The organism is Pseudomonas sp. Marseille-QA0892 (assembly GCF_054950135.1).
Genome location: NZ_CM143104.1, coordinates 996,921 through 1,018,731, shown reverse-complemented (window position 1 = coordinate 1,018,731; position 21,811 = coordinate 996,921). Strand labels below are relative to the sequence as shown.

General features: G+C 59.0%; 22 protein-coding genes and 1 tRNA gene. 14 read left to right on the top strand and 9 right to left on the bottom strand.

Annotated features, from left to right (window positions below; translation table 11 throughout):
• Window positions 1–187 precede the first annotated feature (187 nt).
• The 6 genes from ACY8D3_RS04545 to hemA form a co-directional block, all read right to left on the bottom strand.
• Window positions 188–706 carry an acyloxyacyl hydrolase gene (locus ACY8D3_RS04545; protein ID WP_462381999.1) on the bottom strand — a complete coding sequence of 173 codons (519 nt, stop codon included), beginning with the start codon at window positions 704–706 and terminating at the stop codon, window positions 188–190.
• A gap of 87 nt (window positions 707–793) precedes the next feature.
• Window positions 794–1,579: a glutamate racemase gene (gene murI / locus ACY8D3_RS04540; protein WP_462381997.1), complete on the bottom strand. Its 786-nt coding sequence runs from the start codon at window positions 1,577–1,579 to the stop codon at window positions 794–796.
• On the bottom strand, window positions 1,569–2,318 hold the full coding sequence (locus tag ACY8D3_RS04535) for a molybdopterin-synthase adenylyltransferase MoeB (RefSeq protein ID WP_462384243.1): 750 nt from the start codon (window positions 2,316–2,318) through the stop codon (window positions 1,569–1,571). Before ACY8D3_RS04535 ends, murI begins: the two co-directional genes overlap by 11 nt.
• A 14-nt stretch (window positions 2,319–2,332) precedes the next feature.
• Window positions 2,333–3,160: a peptide chain release factor N(5)-glutamine methyltransferase gene (gene prmC / locus ACY8D3_RS04530; protein ID WP_462381995.1), complete on the bottom strand. Its 828-nt coding sequence runs from the start codon at window positions 3,158–3,160 to the stop codon at window positions 2,333–2,335.
• Window positions 3,161–3,176: 16 nt separating this feature from the next.
• Window positions 3,177–4,259 (bottom strand): peptide chain release factor 1, encoded by a 1,083-nt coding sequence (gene prfA, locus ACY8D3_RS04525; protein WP_462381994.1) that lies wholly within the window; start codon window positions 4,257–4,259, stop codon window positions 3,177–3,179.
• A complete protein-coding gene (gene hemA, locus ACY8D3_RS04520) occupies window positions 4,259–5,524 on the bottom strand; it encodes a glutamyl-tRNA reductase (protein ID WP_462381992.1) in 1,266 nt (421 codons plus the stop codon). Before hemA ends, prfA begins: the two co-directional genes overlap by 1 nt.
• A 275-nt stretch (window positions 5,525–5,799) precedes the next feature.
• Here hemA and ACY8D3_RS04515 point away from each other — a divergent pair, with 275 nt between their 5' ends.
• The 9 genes from ACY8D3_RS04515 (at window position 5,800) to ACY8D3_RS04475 (ending at window position 14,009) form a co-directional block, all read left to right on the top strand.
• Window positions 5,800–7,515, top strand: a complete 1,716-nt coding sequence (locus ACY8D3_RS04515) for a tetratricopeptide repeat protein (RefSeq protein WP_462381990.1) — start codon at window positions 5,800–5,802, stop codon at window positions 7,513–7,515.
• A gap of 3 nt (window positions 7,516–7,518) precedes the next feature.
• Window positions 7,519–8,133: a lipoprotein insertase outer membrane protein LolB gene (gene lolB, locus ACY8D3_RS04510; RefSeq protein ID WP_462381988.1), complete on the top strand. Its 615-nt coding sequence runs from the start codon at window positions 7,519–7,521 to the stop codon at window positions 8,131–8,133.
• Entirely contained in the window at window positions 8,134–8,997 is an 864-nt protein-coding gene (gene ispE / locus ACY8D3_RS04505; RefSeq protein WP_462381986.1) for a 4-(cytidine 5'-diphospho)-2-C-methyl-D-erythritol kinase, read from the top strand. It begins immediately after the preceding gene.
• Window positions 8,996–9,070: transfer RNA gene (locus ACY8D3_RS04500), tRNA-Gln, on the top strand. The genes ispE and ACY8D3_RS04500 overlap by 2 nt, the downstream gene beginning before the upstream one ends.
• 95 nt (window positions 9,071–9,165) lie before the next feature.
• Window positions 9,166–10,107: a ribose-phosphate pyrophosphokinase gene (locus tag ACY8D3_RS04495; protein WP_462381985.1), complete on the top strand. Its 942-nt coding sequence runs from the start codon at window positions 9,166–9,168 to the stop codon at window positions 10,105–10,107.
• A 108-nt stretch (window positions 10,108–10,215) separates the two neighbouring features.
• Window positions 10,216–10,836: a 50S ribosomal protein L25/general stress protein Ctc gene (locus ACY8D3_RS04490; RefSeq protein WP_462381984.1), complete on the top strand. Its 621-nt coding sequence runs from the start codon at window positions 10,216–10,218 to the stop codon at window positions 10,834–10,836.
• Window positions 10,837–10,863: 27 nt separating this feature from the next.
• On the top strand, window positions 10,864–11,448 hold the full coding sequence (pth, locus tag ACY8D3_RS04485) for an aminoacyl-tRNA hydrolase (RefSeq protein ID WP_462381982.1): 585 nt from the start codon (window positions 10,864–10,866) through the stop codon (window positions 11,446–11,448).
• A 26-nt stretch (window positions 11,449–11,474) separates the two neighbouring features.
• On the top strand, window positions 11,475–12,575 hold the full coding sequence (gene ychF, locus ACY8D3_RS04480) for a redox-regulated ATPase YchF (protein WP_462381980.1): 1,101 nt from the start codon (window positions 11,475–11,477) through the stop codon (window positions 12,573–12,575).
• A gap of 189 nt (window positions 12,576–12,764) precedes the next feature.
• Window positions 12,765–14,009, top strand: a complete 1,245-nt coding sequence (locus ACY8D3_RS04475) for a tyrosine-type recombinase/integrase (protein WP_312965280.1) — start codon at window positions 12,765–12,767, stop codon at window positions 14,007–14,009.
• Here the strand turns inward: ACY8D3_RS04475 and ACY8D3_RS04470 are convergent.
• The 3 genes from ACY8D3_RS04470 to ACY8D3_RS04460 all read right to left on the bottom strand — a co-directional run bounded on the left by ACY8D3_RS04470 (window position 14,006) and on the right by ACY8D3_RS04460 (window position 17,556).
• The gene (locus ACY8D3_RS04470; RefSeq protein ID WP_126190104.1) at window positions 14,006–14,293 is read right to left on the bottom strand and encodes a hypothetical protein; all 288 of its coding nucleotides are present in this window, start codon (window positions 14,291–14,293) and stop codon (window positions 14,006–14,008) included. The two genes, ACY8D3_RS04475 and ACY8D3_RS04470, sit on opposite strands and share 4 nt — an antisense overlap.
• Before the next feature lie 431 nt (window positions 14,294–14,724).
• Complete coding sequence (locus tag ACY8D3_RS04465) at window positions 14,725–15,660, bottom strand: viperin family antiviral radical SAM protein (protein WP_462381977.1); 936 nt, start codon at window positions 15,658–15,660, stop codon at window positions 14,725–14,727.
• A gap of 21 nt (window positions 15,661–15,681) precedes the next feature.
• Window positions 15,682–17,556, bottom strand: coding sequence for an SUMF1/EgtB/PvdO family nonheme iron enzyme (locus ACY8D3_RS04460; protein ID WP_126190102.1), 1,875 nt, complete (start codon window positions 17,554–17,556; stop codon window positions 15,682–15,684).
• Window positions 17,557–17,895: 339 nt separating this feature from the next.
• On the opposite strand from ACY8D3_RS04460, the gene ACY8D3_RS04455 reads away from it, so the two are divergent.
• The 5 genes from ACY8D3_RS04455 (at window position 17,896) to radC (ending at window position 21,811) form a co-directional block, all read left to right on the top strand.
• The gene (locus tag ACY8D3_RS04455; RefSeq protein ID WP_462381975.1) at window positions 17,896–18,168 is read left to right on the top strand and encodes a hypothetical protein; all 273 of its coding nucleotides are present in this window, start codon (window positions 17,896–17,898) and stop codon (window positions 18,166–18,168) included.
• Window positions 18,169–18,264: 96 nt separating this feature from the next.
• The gene (locus ACY8D3_RS04450) at window positions 18,265–19,233 is read left to right on the top strand and encodes a DUF932 domain-containing protein (RefSeq protein WP_462381973.1); all 969 of its coding nucleotides are present in this window, start codon (window positions 18,265–18,267) and stop codon (window positions 19,231–19,233) included.
• Window positions 19,234–19,307: 74 nt separating this feature from the next.
• Window positions 19,308–20,312, top strand: a complete 1,005-nt coding sequence (locus tag ACY8D3_RS04445; RefSeq protein ID WP_462381971.1) for a YqaJ viral recombinase family nuclease — start codon at window positions 19,308–19,310, stop codon at window positions 20,310–20,312.
• 91 nt (window positions 20,313–20,403) lie between these two features.
• Entirely contained in the window at window positions 20,404–21,339 is a 936-nt protein-coding gene (locus ACY8D3_RS04440; protein ID WP_045633502.1) for a recombination directionality factor, read from the top strand.
• The gene (radC, locus tag ACY8D3_RS04435) at window positions 21,314–21,811 is read left to right on the top strand and encodes a RadC family protein (protein WP_045633501.1); all 498 of its coding nucleotides are present in this window, start codon (window positions 21,314–21,316) and stop codon (window positions 21,809–21,811) included. Before ACY8D3_RS04440 ends, radC begins: the two co-directional genes overlap by 26 nt.

Below are 21,811 nucleotides of genomic sequence, written 5' to 3'. Positions count from 1 at the left end.
AACCCGACGACCCAACCGTACGCATATTGAGCGTCATTGCAGCTTCGGGTTCCGATACCACGCATCCAGCGCTCAGAGCTACGTATGCCGGAGTGGCTTCCTGCCGTCTGCGCCTGCGACACGGCACGGCCATCGCGAGCACAAAAAAAGCGGCCCGGGCCGCTTTTTTTGCGCGTTTCGACGACCGTCAGAATGCCATACGGTAATGAAGCGCGTAGCTTTCAATACCGTCGTTGGGATTCTTCAAACCGGCATTGGAATAGTGGATCGCACGGATACCGACCTCGTGACCACCGGCGAAGCGAAGGCCTGCACCAATGCGGTCTTCGAACTGGAAGCTCGAGCCCAGGTCCTTGTCCTCGACATGGGTGCGACTGAAGCCCGCGATACCGATACCTGCCTCGATGTAGGGCTTGATATTGCCACCGTTGAATTCGTATACAAATACCGGTGCGAGGGAGATGCTGTGGTTGTCGGAGCGCTTGTCGCCGTTCCAGTAGGTGTAGCCCGCATCCCAATAACCGGTGAGACGGCCGACATCCGACTGGAACCAGCTACGGTTGAAATCGAACTGCAACCCCAGGCGTGCAGTCGTGGATGACTGGCCGGTGCGCCCTACCGAAACCGAAACGTCCGCCGCGTGTGCAACGTATGCCTGGCTCAGCGCAATAACTGCCGCTGCAGTCACGGTAAACAGCTTCTTCATTGGAAATATCCTTTTCTTGTAGAAACGACGGGCGAATCTACGCCCCGCAGCAGGACGTGATCCAGCTCTAAAAATGAAACACTGCAGTCACAAACTTGCGACCCGGGCATAGGAACCCCATAACACGGGCAGCTGTCTCGCAAGCCCATCAGGATCAGACGATGTCCTGAACGAGACGCTGCTGGGACCTGCCGAAGTCAGACTTTTTTCGTTCAGGATTCGTTCAACCTGACGCGCAACCGCAGCGCCGGTGTCCACTACCTGGATATGTCCGGGAAGGATGCGCGCCAGCAGCGGCTTCAGGAAAGGATAGTGCGTGCAGCCAAGAATGACAGTATCGCACCCGGCCTCTAATAGCGGCTGTACATAGCCACGCAGCATCGCCTCCGTGCTTGCATCCTCGAGTTGCCCTGCTTCGACCTGCTCGACCAGGCCGGGGCATGGCTGTGTCACCACGCGAATATTGGACGCGAAACGGTCCAGCAGCGCGGCAAACCGTGCGCTCTTGAGCGTACCGGACGTGGCGAGCACGCCAATGATGCCGTTCCGTGTAGCCAGCGCGGCTGGCTTGACGGCAGGCTCCATTGCGACAATCGGCAAGGTCGGATAAGCGTCCCGCAGATCGGCTGCAGCTGCCGCGGTCGCGGTGTTGCAGGCCACGACGAGTGCCTTGGCATTTGCGCTCATGAAAAAGTCGCTGATGGCGCGGCAGCGTTCGCGTATGTACTCCGGTGTTTTCTCACCGTATGGGACATGTCCGCTGTCGGCAACATATAGAAGGGGCTCCAGGGGGAGGCGCTGTCGAATCTCCCGCAGCACGGAAATGCCTCCCACTCCTGAGTCGAACACGCCGATAGGGCGATCATCGCTCACGACAGACCTCGCATCCCGGGTCACGGCGGACCTTGAGTTCGCGGAATCGCGCACCGAACGCATCCACGAGCAAAAGGCGCCCTACCAAAGGGTCTCCAAAACCGGCAAGGACCTTCATCGCCTCCAACGCCTGCAAGCTGCCCACGAGCCCAACCAGAGGCCCAACGACGCCCGCCTCGCTGCAGGTAAGCTCCGCCTCGCTGCCGTGGCCATACAGGCAGTGGTAGCAGGGGCTAGCGTCATCACGCGGATCGAACACCGACAATTGACCTTCGAGGCGAATGGCTGCGCCACTCACCAGCGGTCTGCCGGCCCTCACGCAGGCACGGTTGACCGCTTCACGCGTGGTGAAATTGTCCGAACAGTCGAGGACTACATCGACATTGCGAACTGCGGTTGCAAGCGAATCTTCGTCCAGCGCGGCCCTGTGGCAGTGCAGTCTGATATCGGGAACCAGGCGCCGGAGTCGGTGGGCCGCGGAATCCACTTTCAGCTGCCCCAGCGAATCGACGTCATGGATGATCTGGCGCTGCAGATTGGTCACGTCGACAGTATCAAAATCCGCCAGGTCGAGCGTCCCGACGCCAGCAGCTGCCAGGTACAAGGCTACAGGCGATCCAAGGCCCCCAAGCCCGACGATCAATGCCCGACTGGAAAGCAGCCGAAGTTGCCCGTCGACGTCAATCTGAGATAGCAGTATCTGGCGGCTATAGCGCAGCAATGCGTCGTCGTCGAGCATGAGGGCTTCGGATGTCATGGATGCCTCCCAAGGCTAATGCGGATATGGCCCGCCAGGTCGCGACGATTTGAAATGTCCTTAAAGCCTCGCGCCGCCAGCAATGTCGTGACTGCCTCCGCTTGGTCATAGCCATGCTCCAGCAGCAGCCAGCCGCCTGGGACCAAGTAGTCAGGAGAACGCTCGATGATGAGCCGGAGATCATCCAGCCCGTCAACACCCGCGACAAGCGCGCTCAGAGGCTCGAATCGAACGTCGCCCTGCGTCAGGTGTTGGTCGTCGACGGCGATGTAAGGCGGATTGCTGACGATGACGTCGAAGCGCTCGCCTTTCAGTGCGGCGAACCAGTGGCTTTCCAGAAACCGTGCATTGGGTAGGGCAAGGCGTTGGCGATTGCGTTCGGCCAACGCTACCGCGCCCGGCATGCGGTCGACACCGACAAGGCTCCATGTCGGACGCTCGCTAGCCAGCGCAAGCGCAATGGCGCCTGTACCGGTACCAAGATCAAGCGCACTGGCGTGTTCATGCACATCGAGCGAAAGCGCGGCCTCGACGAGCAGTTCGGTTTCCGGACGTGGAATCAAGGTGTCGGGGGCAACCTCCAGATCGAGGCTCCAGAACCCCTGATGCCCTAGCAGATAGGCCACCGGCTCGCCTGCGCGGCGTCGCTTCAGCAAGCAATGGAATTGACTTACCTGCTCCACATCTGGAGACCGATCAGGCCAGGTGCGCAGGTAAGTACGGGGCTTGCCGAGCACATGAGCCAGCAAGAGTTCGGCGTCAAGCCGGGCGGTTGGCGATGCCGGGAGCACCGCCTCGGCAAGCAGTGCTGCGATGGTCGGCATGCGGAGCCTCGTAGAGTCAGTCGCCGAGCGCGGCGAGCTGGTCGGCCTGATATTCCTGTAGAAGCGGCTCGATGACCTGTTCGACCGCGCCGCCGACGACTTCATTGAGCGAATAGAGCGTCAGGTTGATGCGGTGGTCCGTCACCCGTCCCTGCGGGAAATTGTAGGTGCGAATCCGCTCCGATCGATCACCTGAGCCCACCAGCAAACGACGGGTGTCGGTAATCTCCTTGTGGGCCGCGGCGTCCTGCTGATCCTGCAGCTTCGCCGCGAGCCAGGCCATGGCCTTGGCGCGGTTCTTGTGCTGCGAGCGCTCTTCCTGGCACTCGACGACGATACCGGTCGGAATGTGTGTAATGCGAATTGCCGAATCGGTCTTGTTGACGTGCTGACCACCCGCTCCGGAAGAGCGGTAGGTATCCACGCGAAGGTCGGCCGGGTTGATCTCGATGGCGGCCTGCTCGTCAGGCTCGGGCAGCACGGCAACGGTACATGCTGACGTATGGATGCGCCCCTGGGACTCGGTTTCCGGTACACGCTGCACCCGGTGGGCACCGGATTCGAACTTCAATTTGGCGTAGACATTGTCACCCTCGACTCGCGAGATGACTTCCTTGTATCCGCCATGCTCGCCCAGGCTTTCCGACAGGATCTCGACTCGCCAGCCCTGCCGCTCGGCGTAGCGCGAGTACATGCGGAACAGATCGCCCGAGAAGATTGCCGCTTCGTCCCCGCCGGTACCGGCACGAATCTCGAGGAATACGTTACGGGCGTCGTTAGGGTCCTTCGGCAACAGCATGCGCTGCAACTGTTCCTCGAGCACCGTTAGGCGTGCCTTGGCTTCCTTTACTTCTTCCTCTGCCATTTCGCGAAGGTCGGGATCGCTGTCCTTAAGCAGTGCCTGTGCGCCTTCCAGATCAGAGCTGACCTTACGGAATTCGCGGAAGGTCGAGATAACCGGCTCGACTTCGGCATACTCTTTTGAATACGCACGGAAGCGGCTCTGGTCAGCAATGACCTCAGCCTCTCCCAACAATGCCGTCAGCTCTTCGTAACGGTCCTGCAGGGTATCGAGTTTATTGAGCAGCGAAGCTTTCATCATTTGTGCTCGCCCTCATCGAGGGCAAAGAGTTCCTGAGCGACGCCCAACGCCTCGAAGCGCCCGGCAGCCGAGAATTTCTTCATCTGCACGCTCGGCGCGTGCAGCAACTTATTAGTGAGGCTACGAGCCAACTGCGCCATCGCTTCTTCCGGACTCGCGCCATTGGCGAGTGCGCGCTGCGCCTTGGCGAGCTCTTCGTCCCGCAAGCGTTCGGCCTGCTGGCGATAGGACTTCAGAACATCGACGGCGGCCAACTCGCGCAAGCGAAGCATGAACTCGCCGGCGCCACTACTGACCAGCTCTTCGGCCGCCATCGCGGCGCCCTGACGGTTCTTCAGGTTTTCTGCCACGACCTCATGCAGGTCGTCGACCGTATAAAGGTACACGTCTTCGAGCTGGCCAACCTCGGGCTCGATATCGCGAGGGACCGCAATATCCACCATGAACATCGGCTTGTGTCGACGCGCCTTGATGGCCCGCTCAACCGCACCCTTGCCGAGAATCGGCAGCTGGCTCGCCGTAGAACTGATCACGATGTCACTGTGAGGCAGCTGATCAGGGATATCGGCCAGCAGCACCGCATGTGCGCCAAATTGTTCGGCGAGCGTCCCGGCCCGTTCGAGTGTGCGGTTGGCGACAACGATGCGCTTGACACCTTGCTCATGCAGGTGCCGCGCTACCAGGGTAATCGTCTCTCCGGCGCCAATGAGCAGCGCCTGGCTGTCGTTGAGATCACTGAATATCTGGCGAGCGAGGCTGACAGCGGCGAACGCTACCGAAACGGGGTTCTCGCCAATCGCCGTATCGGTGCGCACTGTCTTGGCTGTACTGAAGGTGGCCTGGAACAGGCGCCCAAGCAGCGGCCCGACCGTTCCGGCCTCCCGCGCCACGGCATAGGCCGACTTCATTTGCCCCAGAATCTGCGGCTCACCCAACACCATCGAGTCGAGCCCCGCCGCGACACGCATCATGTGGCGTACGGCTTCATCCTCTGCGTGGATATAGGTGCACGCACGTAGCGCATCGAGATCGAGCTTATGGTATTCGGCCAACCACGCCAGCACCTCGTCTGCCGCAAGACTATCCTGCTCCAGATAGAGTTCACTTCGATTGCACGTCGATAATATCGCGGCTTCGCGGCTCGGGGTCACGCTGCATAGCTGGCGCAGCGCTTCCACGAGCTGCTCGGGCGTAAATGCCACGCGCTCGCGGACGTCCACCGAAGCGGTCTTGTGATTGATACCGAGCGCGAGGAAGGCCATGCAGGATCGATGAAGGAACTACGGAGCCGGCAATTGTCCTACTTCGCCGAACAGGCGACAACCTCCGGCCGATAGATCGTGTCGATCGAGGCGGTCAAGAGACCGCACGAACCACACGGCAATCGGTCCTAGGTCAGTGTATGTGGACGGTCGCACCAATGCCCTGCCACCACTTTCATGCGCCTACAGCGCCAAACGTGTCGCCCATGTGCTTGCCAGACGGCATGTGTCATGATGACTTCAATCGCAGGTAAGCCGCAGTCTTTTCAATCTCTATGAAAACATCTTCCGCATTGCTGACCGCCTTTCTTCTACTGGGCGGATGCCAGAGTTTTGCTCCTCACGAGCAAAATGAAACGCCACCGACCGAAAGCGAAGCTGCCCCGGAGGCAGCGCAACCCGAGGCGTACGGTTCCTTCAGTGCGGATACGGTCTATGCCCTGCTTACAGCCGAACTCGCAGGCCAGCGCAACCGATTCGACATTGCCCTTGGCAATTACGTCCAGCAAGCAAACGCTACGCGAGATCCCGGCGTTGCCGAACGCGCATTCCGCATTGCCGAATACCTCGGCGCCGATCAGGCGGCGCTGGACAGCGCACTGATCTGGTCCGACGCGGCGCCTGACAGCGTCGAGGCACAGCGCGCTGCCGCGATCCAGCTGGCTCGTGCCGAGCGTTATGATGAGTCCATGGTGTACATGGAAAGGGTGCTGCAGCGACAGGGCGAGACGCATTTCGACTTTCTTGCGCTTTCCGCAGCGGAAACCGACCCAGGCACCCGCGCGGGGCTGCTGGCAAGCTTCGACCGGTTGCTGCAGAAGTACCCGAACAATAGCCAGCTACTGTTCGGCAAGGCTGTCCTTCTGCAACAGGACGGCAAGTCGGACGAAGCGCTGGCTCTGCTTGGCAACAATACTGAAGTGCCGCCTCTACTCCTGCGTGCACGATTGCTGCAAGAGCTCGACCGTAGCGAAGAAGCCCTGCCGTTGCTTCGTAATGGCATTCGCCTGCATCCGGACGACAAACGTCTTCGCTTGACCTACGCGCGCCTGCTCGTCGAAAACGACCGGATGGACGAAGCGAAGACCGAATTCGCCAGCCTGGTACAGCAATTCCCCACAGACGACGATCTGCGCTTTTCCCTGGCGCTTGTCAGCATGGAGGCAGGCGCCTGGAACGAGGCGCAGGCCTACCTTGAAGAACTGGTCGAGCGGGGGACCGAGCTCGATACCGTGCATTTCAACCTTGGGCGCGTATACGAAGAACAAGGTACGCCGGACAAGGCCCTTACCGCGTACGAGAAGGTCGGACCCGGTGCCGATTACCTGCCCGCGCAGCTGCGCAAGACTTCGATTCTCTTCGACACAGGGCGGGAGCAGGATGCGGTCCGTGAGCTGGCAACCGCGCGGCAGGAGCAACCGGACTTCGCCGTCCAGCTATTTCTGATCGAGGCGGAGACCTACAGCGAACGCGAGCGCTACGCAGATGCTGACCGGATCCTGACGAGGGCGCTTACTCAGTTCCCTGACGACAGTAGCCTGCTTTATACCCGGGCGATGCTGGCCGAGAAGAACGACGACCTGCGCAAGCTGGAGTCGGACCTACGACGGATACTCGAGCGAGAGCCGGACAATGCGATGGCACTCAATGCACTCGGCTACACACTGACCGACCGCACCAACCGTCACGAAGAAGCGCGTCAGCTGATAGAAGCTGCACACCGCCTCGCACCGGAAGACCCCGCCGTACTTGACAGCCTCGGCTGGGTCAACTTCCACCTGGGCAATTTCAGGGAGGCGGAGCGCTACCTACGCGAAGCCCTGGAACGTTATCCCGACGGCGAAATCGCCGCTCACCTTGGCGAAGTGCTGTGGTCCCAAGGACGCAGCCGCGATGCGCGCCAGGTCTGGCGCGAAGCGTTCGACGCGGACCCGGATAACGCTATCCTGCGCGGCACCATCAAACGCCTAACCGGTTCGGAGACTCCGTAATTCATGCTCGCACGCTCCCTCATCATCACGCTCATGCTGGCCTTCCTGGGCGGCTGTGCCGGAATTGGCCAGCACGAAGCCGTCGAAGGCCAGGGCGACTCCAAACGTTGGTCAGCCCACAAGGCCAGAGTAACCGCACTCGATGGCTGGCAGATCAATGGCAAGGTTGGCATCCGCGCACCACGCGACTCCGGTAGCGGCACCCTCTTCTGGCTACAGCGTCAGGATTACTACGATATTCGGCTATCTGGCCCCTTGGGGCGCGGCGCGGCTCGCTTGACAGGCAGACCAGGTGCCGTGGTTCTGGACTCAAGCGAAGGTCGTTTCGAGGCCGGTTCGGCGGAGGAACTGCTCGCACGTCAAGTGGGGTGGCAGCTTCCGGTATCGAACCTGCTGTGGTGGATTCGCGGACTCCCTGCACCCGACTCGAAGAGCCGCGTAACACTTGATGGCAACAGCCATCTCGCCGCTCTTGAACAGGACGGCTGGAAAGTGGCTTACACCCGCTATGCTGACTTCAACGGATACGCATTGCCGGAACGGCTCACGCTCACCGGGCGCGACATCGAAGTCACTGTCGTTGTCAAGGAATGGCAACCCCGGGTACTGGGTCAATAAATGCAAGAAGCCACGCTCATCCTGCCAGCACCGGCCAAGCTCAACCTGATGCTACACATCCTGGGCCGTCGCCCGGATGGGTATCATGAGCTTCAGACGCTCTTCCAGTTTCTCGATCATGCTGACCAGATAGGCCTGACTCCTCGGCAAGACGGCCGCGTTGTTCTACAGACACCTATCGAGAACGTGGCCCACGACGACAATCTCATTGTCAAAGCGGCGCGTGCCCTACAGGCGGCCACTGGCAGCACTCAAGGCGCCGATATCTGGCTCGACAAGATTCTCCCCATGGGAGGTGGGCTCGGGGGTGGGAGTTCCGATGCCGCAACGACACTGCTCGGCCTGAATCACCTCTGGAAGACGCAAGTTTCCATCGATGACCTCGCAGCGCTTGGACTCAAGCTTGGCGCCGACGTCCCGGTGTTCGTGCGCGGCTTCGCAGCCTTCGCTGAAGGCGTCGGCGAACGGCTCGAGCCCGTCCAGCCCGATGAGCCTTGGTATCTGGTCATTGCGCCGCAAGTATCTGTAAGTACAGCGGAAATTTTTTCCGCGCCAGAGTTGACACGCAACACCCCCGCCATTAAAGTGCGCACCGTTCTTGAGCGGGGCGGTCGAAACGACTGTCAACCGGTCGTAGCACAGCGCTATGAAGCAGTTCGTAACGCGCTGAATTGGCTCGATAAATTTACCGATGCCAAACTGACCGGAACCGGCGGATGTGTGTTTGGGGCCTTCCCAAGCAAAGCCGAAGCTGATAAAGTCTCGGCCCTACTTCCAGCCACCCTGCCAGGGTTCGTTGCGAAGGGATGTAATGTTTCACCATTGCATCAGAAACTTCGAGCACTGACTCGAGAAGCACCATAGGGGCGTCGCCAAGCGGTAAGGCAGCAGGTTTTGATCCTGCCATGCGTTGGTTCGAATCCAGCCGCCCCTGCCATATTCGAAGAAGCTGTTCAGAACGAAAGCCCTCAGCTCTCGCTTTTGAACAGCTTTTTGTTCATCAGATCTACCCAAAGTCGGCAGGAACTGCGCGTGTCCAAGATGATGGTCTTCACGGGGAACGCAAACCCCGACCTGGCTCGCCGAGTCGTTCGGCAGCTCCATATCCCACTTGGCGACGTTTCGGTCGGCAAGTTCTCCGATGGTGAAATCAGCGTCGAGATCAATGAAAACGTTCGCGGTAAGGACGTCTTCCTGATTCAGCCCACCTGTGCACCGACCAATGACAATCTCATGGAATTGGTCGTGATGGCCGATGCGTTCCGCCGCTCCTCGGCAACTCGCATCACCGCCGTCATCCCCTACTTCGGTTATGCCCGCCAGGATCGCCGCCCGCGCTCAGCTCGAGTGGCAATCAGTGCCAAGGTCGTAGCGGACATGCTGACGGTCGTCGGCGTTAACCGCGTCCTGACGGTTGACCTGCACGCCGACCAGATTCAGGGCTTTTTCGACATTCCGGTCGACAATATCTACGGCTCCCCTGTCCTCGTGGACGATATCGAAGATCAGCGTTTCGAGAACCTGATGATCGTATCGCCAGACATCGGCGGTGTCGTTCGCGCCCGTGCCGTGGCCAAATCCCTTGGGGTTGACCTTGCGATCATCGACAAGCGTCGTCCGAAGGCGAACCAGTCCGAAGTCATGCATATCATCGGTGATGTCCAGGACCGTACCTGCGTACTGGTCGATGACATGGTCGATACCGCCGGTACCCTGTGTCACGCCGCCAAGGCGTTGAAAGACCACGGTGCTGCAAAAGTCTTTGCGTATTGCACACACCCGGTACTTTCCGGACGTGCCATCGAGAACATCGAAAACTCGGTGCTCGACGAACTCGTCGTTACCAATACAGTGCCACTGTCCGCTGCTGGCCAAGCCTGCACCCGCATTCGCCAGCTGGACATCGCACCTGTCGTTGCCGAGGCCATGCGCCGCATCAGCAACGAAGAATCTATCAGCGCCATGTTCCGCTAAGCGGAACCGGCGCTGATTATTACCGTCCCGCCTTGAGCGGGACTTTTTGCCGGATCGGTATCGTGTTGGTCGCAAACACACCCGACCCGGCTCATCTGGAGAAATGCAATGAGCAATGAATTCACCGTGAATGCCGAAGCGCGTTCCGACCTGGGGAAAGGTGCGAGCCGCCGCCTGCGTCGTAACGCCAGCCAGATCCCTGCCGTAATCTACGGTGGTGAAAAGGCGCCTCAGTCGATCAGCCTGGTCGCCAAGGACTTCGCCAAGCTGCTGGAAAACGAGGCTGCGTTCAGCCACGTACTGAGCCTGAACGTTGACGGCCAGACCGAAAGCGTTCTGATCAAGGCGCTTCAGCGTCACCCAGCCAAAGGCTACGTTCTGCACGCTGACTTCCAGCGCGTTGTCGCTGGCCAGAAGCTGACCGCCATCGTTCCGCTGCACTACATCAACCAGGACAGCTGCGTTGGCGTTAAGCAGCAGGGCGGCGAGATCCTGCACAGCCTGAACGAAGTTGAAGTTGTTTGCCTGCCGAAGGACCTGCCTGAGTTCATCGAGGTCGACATGGCCAACGTTGAACTGAATCAGATCGTTCACATGACCGACCTGAAACTGCCTGCCGGCGTCGCCCTGAACCAGCTCGTGCACGGTAGCGACCTGCCAGTTGCCAGCGTGCACCAGCCACGCATCCAGGCGCCTGAAGCAGCTGAAGGTGAAGGTTCTGCCGAGTAAGGCATAACCTCATCGAGAGCCCCTGACGTGACAGCCGTTCAACTGATCGTTGGCCTGGGAAACCCAGGCCCTGAATACGACCAGACCCGGCATAACGCAGGGGCTCTTTTCGTTGAGCGAATCGCTGACGCCAAGCGAATTCCCCTCTCGCTCGACAAGAAATATTTTGGCCTGGTGGGCAAATTTTCCCATCAGGGTCGCGACGTTCGTCTCCTGATTCCCACTACCTACATGAATCGCAGCGGCCAGTCCGTTGCCGCGCTGGCGAATTTCTTCCGTATCTCGCCAGACGCCATTCTAGTAGCTCATGACGAACTCGATATGCCACCCGGCGTGGCCAAGCTCAAGACCGGCGGCGGCCATGGTGGACACAACGGTCTACGCGACATCATCGCGTCCCTGGGCAACCAGAACGGATTCCACCGCTTGAGACTTGGCATTGGCCACCCTGGCCAGGCCAGTCTCGTCTCAAATTACGTGCTCGGCCGTGCGCCGCGCAGCGAGCAGGACCTGCTCGATAAAAGCATCGACTTCGCCCTCGGCGTGCTGCCCGACATCCTCGACGGGAACTGGACCCGCGCGATGCAACAGCTGCACAGCCAAAAGGCCTGACCCTACTTCCGCCAGAGGCACTCACCATGGGATTCAATTGCGGCATCGTCGGCCTGCCCAATGTCGGCAAGTCCACCCTGTTCAACGCGCTCACCCAATCCGGTATCGCAGCGGAGAACTTTCCGTTCTGCACCATCGAGCCGAACAGCGGCATCGTACCGATGCCCGATCCACGTTTGAACGCCCTGGCCGAGATCGTAAAACCTGAGCGTGTCATTCCCACGACAATGGAATTCGTCGACATCGCAGGCCTCGTCGCGGGTGCTTCGAAGGGTGAAGGCCTCGGCAATAAGTTTCTGGCGAATATCCGCGAGACCGATGCGATTGCACACGTCGTGCGTTGCTTCGAGGATGAAAACGTCATCCACGTCGCCAACTCGGTCGACCCCAAGCGCGATATTGAAGTCATCGATCTCGAACTGATCTTTGCTGATCTGGAAAGCTGCGAAAAACAACTGCAGCGCGTTGCCCGTAATGCAAAAGGTGGCGACAAGGATGCGCTCGGCCAAAAGGCAATCCTGGAAAAGTTGATCCCCCACTTCGAAGCAGGCAAGCCTGCGCGAAGCCTGATGAAGGACATGGACGAGGATCAGAAACGTATGGTCCGCAGTTTCCATCTGCTGACCAGCAAGCCGGTGATGTACATCGCCAACGTTGCTGAAGACGGATTCGAAAATAACCCGCACCTAGACGTGGTCAAGGCGATCGCGGCTGAAGAAGGTGCGGTAGTCGTTCCGGTCTGCAACAAGATTGAAGCGGAGATCGCTGAGCTCGAGGACGGTGAAGAGAAAGAGATGTTTCTCGAATCCCTGGGCCTGGAAGAGCCCGGCCTCAACCGTGTCATCCGTGCAGGCTACGAACTGCTGAATCTGCAGACCTACTTCACCGCAGGCGTAAAAGAAGTTCGCGCCTGGACCGTGCGCATCGGCGCCACGGCCCCTCAGGCTGCTGCAGTGATTCACACTGACTTCGAAAAGGGCTTCATCCGCGCCGAAGTCGTCGCCTACGATGACTTCGTCCAGTACAAGGGTGAAAACGGCGCCAAGGAAGCCGGCAAATGGCGCCTGGAAGGCAAGGAATACATCGTCAAGGATGGCGACGTGATGCACTTCCGCTTCAACGTCTGAACAGAAACTTAGATCCTCTCGGATCTTAATGGACACTAAACCCCTTGAGGAATGCCGCCCCAAGGGGTTTTTCTTTTCCACCAACATCTATCAGGACGCTATACGATCCGGCAAAGAACCGGGTACGCTACCGGGTACAGCGGAAACGAGCCCGCCTCTAAAACCGGGTATAGCCAAACAGGAGCAGCCATGCCGCTTACCGACACTGCGTGCCGCACCGCAAAGCCCAAGGAAAAGCCCTACAAACTGACGGACGGAAGCGGCCTCTACCTGGAGGTGAAGCCCAACGGGGTCAAGGCATGGCGCTATCGGTTCGAGCTAAGCGACGGCCGTACCAAGAAGGAAAGCGTGTTCGCTATCGGGGATTATGTGATTGCACCAAAGGGAGAAACGCCCGAGCAGGCCAAGGAACGTCGCAAAGGACGTCGATTCACTCTGTCGGAAGCCCGAGAAGAGCGCATTAAAGCGCGCTCTCTGGTTGTACAAGGCATCAATCCAGCCCACCACCGCCAGCAAGAGCGAGTTAAACGCGACTACGAAAAGGCCATCACCTTTGAAGCGGTCGCTAAAGAGTGGCTGGCCTTAAAGGACTGGGAGGAGATCACCAAATCCAAACGGCTCAACATGCTGGAGAGAGTTGTCTTTCCAAAAATCGGTGATCTGCCGATCAAGGCCATCAATCCCGTCCATATTCTTGAAGTGCTCAAAGGTGCAGTTGAGAACAATGGCCCGTCCGTTGCTGCTGAGGCAAAGCGGAGCATGTCTGGGGTTTTCGAACTGGCAATCTCAACTCTCCGCGCCACAAGCGACCCCGTACACCCAGTTCGTAAAGCGCTACCAGCCAACAAGACGCAGCACAAGCGCCCACTTTCCACAGAAGAAATTGGAAAGCTGCTGCGAGATGTCGAATCCCACGGCGGGCGCCATGAAACGCTCTGCGCTTTTCGCCTTATGTGGATGACGCTGTGCCGCCCTAGCGAAGCCGTAGAAGCTCAATGGTCCGAGTTCGACTTGGACAAGGCGCTGTGGAAGATCCCAGCCGTGCGCATGAAAAAACGCAAGGATCATACAAATCCGCTACCCCAGCAGGCAGTAGAAATGCTGCGCGGCCTACACGCCATTACCGGCAAGTACACGCATGTATTCCCGCACCGAGACGTACGTACTCGACCAATGGTTTCTGCATCGTTCCGCCAGATGCTCAACGTCCTCGGCTGGGCCGGGAAATACAGCCCGCACGCCACACGCACGACAGGCAGCACTCGCCTGAATGAAATGGGTTTTTCTGCTGACTGGATCGAAAGACAGCTCGCACATACCGAGCAGAATGCAGTGAGACGCACTTACAACCATGCTGAGTACTTAAACGATCGAGCCATCATGATGCAGCGGTGGGCAGACATGCTAGACAGCTGGAAGAAAGAAAGCGCTTAGGCTGATTTGAATGACACGTCCCTAATCACCTTTACGCCGTCAGGCGTTTTAACCCTTTCTGAATCGCTAACGTCGAGCTCCTCATTACCCAGGGTATAGCTGACGGACCAGGCAAAATTCCCGAACGCCGAATTTGCCGTAAAGATTACCGACCAATCTTCACTTTCTCCATGTAGGCCTTCGGCCTCCTTTTTAAGCTCCCCCTGGAGCAGTTGGTTGGCTGCGATATGATGTTTATGGCCGTCCTTCTCGAAAACGAGCTCACCAATTGGCTTCACACGCATAGCAGCTCCTCGATAAAAAGAGGAACTATAAACGAGCGCCAGCTTTCACACACCCTAGGGTCAATGCCCACTACAGCACTCAAAGCGAAATCATATCTAGCACTGCCGTGCGCAACCTGCTGCACAAGCAGGGATATGTAGTCGCAGACATTGTCGACACACAGCTTCCGCCCCCTTTCGAGACGGGCAATTGAATGCGCCAAGGTGCTAAGCATCTGGCACGGCCTGGGCAGTACGCACCAGACGCCTGACAGCATGTAAGAAGTTATCAAATGCACGGTAATCGCTTGGAGTGCAGGGCACGCTGACAAACCCTCTTCCCTCGGGCGGGCAAATTCGGCCATGGGATCGCCCCGACTTATAAGACCAACCCTCAGCGAGCAGTGCCTTGATGAGCAGATTGATGTCCTTGGATGAACTATATCTTCTCATTACCGCCCCACCACCAAAGCATCCCGGTATCTCGACGCATAGACGTCGACCGAAAAAGGCCACTCGCTGAACGCCCGCTCAGCACCAACGACATCAACAGGACCGCTGTAGCGATAACCCCGCTGGCTGCTCGCGTTCTGAAAGAAGCGCCCCAGCGGGTCGAGCATGATGTACGACTCACTCATGCTGTCATTGCCCTCGACGCACATCAGCTCACGCAATGCATGATGTCGCGCAACGAAGGCGCGAAAGGCCTCAGCCGAAACAGCCAGCTCGCTGGTCACCACCGGCAACATGCGCAATACCTTCCAACGCTGGGGCGCGAGCGCCTGAATGATCGGCGACATGTCCTCCTGGTGGTTCAACGCATTGACCACGGTATTGAGCTTCAAGCGCAGAGCCGGATTACGCCGCCTAGCACGCACCAATTTTTCCGAGGTCGAATCGACGTCCAATAACAAGCCACGACTGTCGACACGGCCAATCTCTCTATTCCTGGCAACGTCTGCTGAATCCAGGCTCAGTCCGAGCATGGAAACCAGCGGTGCGAGTTGGTCGATCAAGTCGCCAGTGAACCGGCTACCATTCGTGATGATGGAGGCCGCCATCCCTCTGCTTCTCACGTAATCCAGCACGCGAAGCGAGGCATCCTGATACAGCAACGGTTCGCCGCCGGCCAGGTTCAAACGGATGCCGGACCAGGACAAGTGCTGACGAAGCGGATTAGCCGCGTTCTCTGGATGAAAGAATGCTTGTAGCTCATCCAGCAGATTGCGGACGCGGCTCCAGTCATGCAGCAGCTCCCTGCCAGCACCGTTCCATTTCGCGTAGCAATAGCGGCACTTGTAGTTACAGGCTTCGGTGATGTGCCAGTTGATGACCAATTCGGCGACGTGAGGGCGAACGGCTCCCTCCCCACTTTGGAGATGCAACATTTCTTTAGCTCCTGGAGAGGGTTATGCGTCGAGGTGAGCGACGTAGCAAAGCCGAAACCCGACCTTGACGCCCTTGTAGCTCATCGTCATGCGCACGGGGCAAAGATCCCGTTCAATTGTTCCGCCAGCAACAGAACGACCAGTTGCGACACAGGCTGCCGGGGCAGAGCCATGTCGATGATCAGACAGCCATTCGCCAAACCCAGGTACCGAGGCAAATGCCAGCCCTGCATCGTTGTCGACCCACTTCAGGTTGGGTCCGTAGCGCATGGAGCCATCGGCCTGGTGGCGATGGGCAGAGTTGCCACCCAGCTTGCCATCCCCACCGACAATGCCCCACCCGAGTTGCTCGTAAATGGGGTCGTCAGGCATCTCTCCCTTTTTCACTATAAGAAGGCGCGATGAGCGCACATGGCTAAAGTCCATCGGCGGCGGAGCGAGCTGTCGCCACTCATCAATCGTCATCAGCCGAACGGGAAGTCCCGTGCGCGCCTCATAGTCACGGCAATAGGCGACCGCATCCAGCCAAGTCACGCTCACCGGAAGATCGCTCGGATCCATGTTGATAGCGCCTAGGTCGTCAATTCGTTTGTCGAGGGTCTTGCAGGCTTTCTCCTGTCTGATCTGCCCCCAGTTCGTCCTGCTGCAGAAATCGAAAAAGTCCGCGATGGTCACGAGGGGAGACACCATCAAGCAGCTTTCGCCGAGCCGGTGCGGGATAAAGTGATCAGATACGGCCCCGGTTGCCGGGCGGGGAGACCGATAGCCCAGGCTGGCAATGAGCTCACGCTGGATCAGCTTCGCGTAGCCTGGCCAATTGGCTGCCGTTCCGCCTTCGACGTAATGGCGCGACTCGGCGTCGTGCTCCAGCTTTTCCGCCCAGGTACCGGTGGCAAAATACAGGTGCCCGTCCAGCTTGCTTTGGTCCATCGCCCTGGGTATCTCGCCTTTGTCGAAGAACGGGTAAAGCGGGTTGGAGGTAAATGCCTTGTCGCGCTGATCGCGTACTACCCAGTCGAAAGCGCCATTGGCACCTTTCAGGAAAATCAGGTTGGCATTTCCAGGCACAGGGAGAACCTCTACCCAGCCGTCATCGGAGCCTTCGATCTCTTTGCGAAACAAGCGGAAAAGCTGCAACTCAAACGCCTCGCCCTCGGCGGACATGTTGTAGCTACGCATCACCGGCTCCCCCAACGCCGGTTCAATCAGGTTGCTGCCCATCATGTTGTACATGCAGCCGATGAACTCACTCACCGCGTTGAGCATCAACATCCGCCCGGTCATGTCGAGATAATCAAGACCACAACCGTCCTGCATGTACTCCGCACGCAAGAGGATCTCCTCCTCATGCTGCTCACAGAATGCGTATCGCTGCTGGTCTGTCCAGAATGCATAGCCAGCTGCCTGATCGAAATCCAGACGACCATACGCACGCGGAGCGAACAGACAGGAGCCGACGCCGGTAAAGAGCCGCTTGGGCAATGGCAGACCGGAATTGAACAACCGATCCGCAACCTGCCGAGCCGTCAGAGAACCCACCCCTCTCGGCGAATACGGCCACTTGATAAGATCGGTCGGCACCGACATGCCGTGTTCGTGTAGAAAGTCGGCGATCTTAGGCTGCTCGACCTCGCGCCAGTGGCTATAGGAACGCGCACCGAGGGTGCGGGCAAGTGCGTCCTGTAGCGCAACTGATTTTACGGAGCGCGCAATCTGCTTGGGTATGGGCCGCGACCAACGACTGCGCAGTTCGTCTACGGCAGCACGGATGTGGTCGTAATGAAGGCCTTCGAGTCGCATGGACCAGAAGCGATCAGAACCCCCGCCCTCGGTGTTCGGCTTCTCAGTCAGGACATGGACGTCACGCGGTGCACGCAACAGATCAGGAACAATCATAGCTCTCTCCAATAAAGCCACGGCAACAAATCACCGTGCTGCCTCGGCAACAGGTCATGGTCAGCAGGGATTTGGAGAGAGAGGGCGAGACCCTTTGAGCTGATCAACTGAGGAGGCAACTTCCCAGCCGTGGTTGCTCAGGCACCACACGCACTTAAGCGTCTTGCCGATCATATTATCGAATATGGCCCGAATACAAGACCTCGGTTGCTGGCGATTCGATTCGAAAAAATCTCAGCCACACATAACTGCAATGACATCACTACCAAGAAGGTTCATCCCATGTCATTGCAGTGCCCTCGCTGTCACTCCCCCAAAGTCGCTTCCTTCCACCACGCCATGAAGATTGCCGCCGCAGTCGGCACCGTCGGCGGTGCTGCACGTGGCGTCAGTGCTGCAATGGCTGGTGGAAAGGCTGGCGCAGCCATTGGTTCTGTCGCAGGTCCCGTCGGCATCACCATCGGCTCTGTCTCGGGCGCCATCCTCGGCGGCCTGGCCGGTGGCGTCGGCGGTTGCGCTCTCGGCGCTCAGCTCGGCGACAAGCTCGACCGCCATGTTCTGGCTCAGAACCTCTGCCTGCTGTGCGGGCATCGCTTCAATCTGCCGACCTGATCAGGCGGCTCTGCTTCCCTTCTCTTCTATCACTACCAGCCGGTGCTGCGCTTCGCGCGGCGCTTTATGCCGGCTTGCACCTAAAGGAAATTCGTCATGGCTCATCAAATCGAACAAATGGCCTATGTCGGCGCTACCCCGTGGCACGGGCTGGGCAACAACCTGCCGCAAAAGCAGCCCATCGAGGTCTGGCAGCGGGAAGCCGGCATGGACTGGCAGATCCAGGAAAGCCCCGTTCACTTCAAATCGGACGCCATCGGCCATCTCGGCACCATCCATTCCTTTCCGGAACAGAAGGTGCTGTACCGCTCGGACACCAAGGCCCCGCTGTCTGTGGTCTCCAAGCGTTACCACACCGTTCAGCCACGCGAGGTACTGGAGTTCTACCGGGACCTGACCGAGGTCTCCGGCTACGAGCTGGAGACGGCAGGCGTGCTCAAAGGTGGCCGCAAGTTTTGGGCACTGGCGCGGACCGGCCAAGGCACGTCGATCAAGGGGAACGACCAGGTGAACGGCTATCTACTGCTGGCCACCTCCTGCGACGGCACCCTGGCCACTACAGCAACACCAACCACCATTCGCGTGGTCTGTAACAACACCCTGACGATTGCCCTGGACGGCACCAGCCGGGCGATCAAGGTGCCGCACAACACCCGTTTCGATGGCGATCTAGTGAAGAAGCAGCTCGGGATTGCTGTCTCGCAATGGGACGACTTCATGTACCGCATGCGTCATTTGGCCGAACGCAAGGTGCAGTGGCATGAAGCGATGGGCTTCTTCATGAACGTCATGTGCGAAGTCAGCCCAACCGGCCAACTACCCGAACAGCTGCCCAACGAGCGCGCCCTACGCAAAGTCCAAGAGCTGTACGAAGGTCGGGGTCGGGGCAGTCAACTGGAATCAGCCAAGGGCACTGCGTGGGGGCTGCTCAATGCCGTGACGGAGTATGTCGATCACGAACGTCGTGCACGCAGCACCGAGTACCGGCTGGATTCCGCTTGGTTCGGCCAAGGGGCGCAGATCAAGCAACGCGCTCTGGATGCAGCTCTGCAGCTCGCAGCCTAAACGTCTCTCCATCACTCGTATCGCCCGGTCAGCTTCGTGCTGATCGGGCTTTTTTACGCCTGCAAGGTGACGCCATGACAGCAACTTTATCGAACCGCAACACCAGCAAACCCCGCTCCGCCCTGCGCCTGATTAGTACCAAGGAGCTGCCCCGCGAAGAGTGGCTGGAAGTACGTAAACAGGGTATTGGCAGCTCGGATGCCGCGGCCGCCGTTGGCCTGAACCCCTACAAGTCCCAGCTGGAACTGTGGCTTGAGAAAACCGGACGCGACACCGGCTTGCCGAAAACCGATCCCGATGACGAAGAAAGTGCGATGTACTGGGGCAACGTGCTGGAGCCCATTGTGGCCTGGCACTACAGCAAGCGCACCGGCAACAAGGTTCGCCGCGTCAACGCTGTACTGCAGCATCCCGATCCTGACTTGCCTTGGATGCTTGCCAACATCGATCGCGAGGTGATCGGTGCCGACGACGTGCAGATCCTCGAATGCAAGACAGCCGGCATAAACGGGGCACGCCTCTGGAAAGAGGGCGTGCCCGAGTATGTGCAGCTGCAGGTTATGCACCAGCTCGCCGTGACTGGCAAGCAAGCGGCAGATGTTGCGGTTGTGCTCGGTGGTCAGCACTTGGAGATCCATCGCATTGAGCGCGACGAAGCGATGATCGCCCGCCTAATCGAACTGGAGCGTACGTTCTGGACATACGTCGAGACCGACACGCCGCCACCCGCAGATGGGACGGCCTCGGCTGAAACGGCATTGCGCTGCCTATATCCAGAGGACGATGGCCAGACGGTGGACTTCAGGGACAACCCGGCGCTGACCGCTGCTTACGTCGAGCTCAAGGCCCTGCGCCAGTTCATTGATAAAAAGCATGCACGCGAGGCTCAGCTCAAGCAGATGCTGCAACAAGCGATGGGCGAGGCCACACGAGCAGAGTTCACCAACGGCTACGTCAGTTGGCGTAAAGCCAAGGACAGCATCGGCTTCGATGTGGCCCGGCTGCTCCAGGACAGGCCTCACCTGCGCGAAAAATACTCGCTTCTCAAGCACGGTGCCCGACGCTTCCTGATCGGCTAAATCTCACCTTCCCCACCCTTCCGCCCCTTTGGTCAGTCCATGCAGTACGCGCTGCGTGGCTGGCCTTTTTTCGTTTCACAGGAGAACCACCATGCTTAAAGGTTTGGCTATCACACCGCCGGTACTCGGGCGGATTTCCATCGGCAAGGTTATCGAGAGAAACGGTAAACGCCTGCCGGAGAAGGATGACCAGTTCACTATCACTTCCCAGGTGCAGAGCCGCGATGGCTGGTTGGTACACCCGCTCAACGATGAGCTGCGCCAAGGCAAGGACGACAAGTTGCGCAGCATTCCGGTGCGCCTGCTGTTCAACGAACCAGAACTGAATTTTCGTGCCGACTACACGTTGTTTGATCGCCAGTCCGGTCGCCCGGTCTGCGTCGGCAATGGCGAAACCTGCAAGCGAGTCACCCAGGACGGTATGCAATCGCTGCCCTGCCCTTCGCCGGATGCCTGCTCGCTGGCCAAGGGCGGAGCCTGTAAGCCTTATGGCCGACTGAACGTGGTGATCGGCGATGAGGATCTGCTGGGCAGCTTCGTGTTCCGCACCACTGGTTTTAACAGCATCCGCACCCTCGCCGCTCGCCTTCACTACTTTCAGGCCATTTCCGGCAACCGCCTGGCCTGCCTGCCACTTGAATTGCGGCTGCGTGGCAAGTCCACCCGCCAAAGCCACGGCACGCCGATCTTCTACTCCGATCTGACGGTGCGTAGCGGCATGGACATGACCGAGGCACTGCGCTTAGCAGGCGAGCTGGATGAACAGCGGAAAACAGCGGGTTTCGATCAAGCCGCACTGGACGAAGCAGCACGGCGTGGCTTCGGCAATGGTGCCTTCGAGGACAGTGAGGAAGACGTCAGCGCAATCGTCGAAGAGTTCTACCCCACCGAGGAAGGCGCAGTAGTACCGCTTCAGATACAACCCAGCAACGCCAAACCCAGCCTAGCCGAAAAGCTCGACGCACGAGCTGCCCGTCAAAACACAGACCACGGAGGCCGCCATGCGCCTGCACAAGTTGAAGGCTAGCGAGCCGAGCGGTACCTACCTGGTCGAATCGCCCGTCACCGAGGCTGACATCCTGCTGATGGCCAAACAGCTTGCCAGTCTACGACTGCGCAAGGGACGTGCGCTGACGTCACCCCACGAGGTGTTCAGCCACTTGCAAACGCTGTTGGCCGACTATGAGCATGAAGTGTTCGCGCTGCTGATGCTCGACAGCCGCCACCGCGTGCTTGCGTTTCACGAAGTGTTTAGAGGGACGCTGGACGGCGCCAGCGTGTACCCCAGGGAAGTCGTCAAGATCGCCCTGGAACACAACGCCGCCGCCATGATCCTCGTGCACAACCACCCTTCTGGTGATCCCGAACCGAGCCAGGCTGACCGCACACTGACCTGCAAACTGAAGGAAGCGCTGGACCTAGTCAGCGTACGAACACTCGATCACATCGTGGTGGGCCATGAAGGCTGCGTGTCGCTGGCGGAACAGGGCTACCTTTAA

Coding starts and splice junctions, on each gene's coding strand:
- hemA (WP_462381992.1), bottom strand. CDS start 5,524: ATGGCCTTCCTCGCGCTCGGTATCAATCACAAGACCGCTTCGGTGGAC.
- ACY8D3_RS04440 (WP_045633502.1), top strand. CDS start 20,404: ATGCTTAAAGGTTTGGCTATCACACCGCCGGTACTCGGGCGGATTTCC.
- ACY8D3_RS04460 (WP_126190102.1), bottom strand. CDS start 17,556: ATGATTGTTCCTGATCTGTTGCGTGCACCGCGTGACGTCCATGTCCTG.
- ACY8D3_RS04470 (WP_126190104.1), bottom strand. CDS start 14,293: ATGCGTGTGAAGCCAATTGGTGAGCTCGTTTTCGAGAAGGACGGCCAT.
- prmC (WP_462381995.1), bottom strand. CDS start 3,160: ATGCCGACCATCGCAGCACTGCTTGCCGAGGCGGTGCTCCCGGCATCG.
- ACY8D3_RS04465 (WP_462381977.1), bottom strand. CDS start 15,660: ATGTTGCATCTCCAAAGTGGGGAGGGAGCCGTTCGCCCTCACGTCGCC.
- prfA (WP_462381994.1), bottom strand. CDS start 4,259: ATGAAAGCTTCGCTGCTCAATAAACTCGATACCCTGCAGGACCGTTAC.
- ACY8D3_RS04515 (WP_462381990.1), top strand. CDS start 5,800: ATGAAAACATCTTCCGCATTGCTGACCGCCTTTCTTCTACTGGGCGGA.
- ACY8D3_RS04535 (WP_462384243.1), bottom strand. CDS start 2,318: ATGCTCGACGACGACGCATTGCTGCGCTATAGCCGCCAGATACTGCTA.
- ACY8D3_RS04445 (WP_462381971.1), top strand. CDS start 19,308: ATGACAGCAACTTTATCGAACCGCAACACCAGCAAACCCCGCTCCGCC.
- radC (WP_045633501.1), top strand. CDS start 21,314: ATGCGCCTGCACAAGTTGAAGGCTAGCGAGCCGAGCGGTACCTACCTG.
- ACY8D3_RS04490 (WP_462381984.1), top strand. CDS start 10,216: ATGAGCAATGAATTCACCGTGAATGCCGAAGCGCGTTCCGACCTGGGG.
- ACY8D3_RS04545 (WP_462381999.1), bottom strand. CDS start 706: ATGAAGAAGCTGTTTACCGTGACTGCAGCGGCAGTTATTGCGCTGAGC.
- ispE (WP_462381986.1), top strand. CDS start 8,134: ATGCAAGAAGCCACGCTCATCCTGCCAGCACCGGCCAAGCTCAACCTG.
- lolB (WP_462381988.1), top strand. CDS start 7,519: ATGCTCGCACGCTCCCTCATCATCACGCTCATGCTGGCCTTCCTGGGC.
- ACY8D3_RS04475 (WP_312965280.1), top strand. CDS start 12,765: ATGCCGCTTACCGACACTGCGTGCCGCACCGCAAAGCCCAAGGAAAAG.
- ACY8D3_RS04455 (WP_462381975.1), top strand. CDS start 17,896: ATGAAGATTGCCGCCGCAGTCGGCACCGTCGGCGGTGCTGCACGTGGC.
- ACY8D3_RS04450 (WP_462381973.1), top strand. CDS start 18,265: ATGGCTCATCAAATCGAACAAATGGCCTATGTCGGCGCTACCCCGTGG.
- ychF (WP_462381980.1), top strand. CDS start 11,475: ATGGGATTCAATTGCGGCATCGTCGGCCTGCCCAATGTCGGCAAGTCC.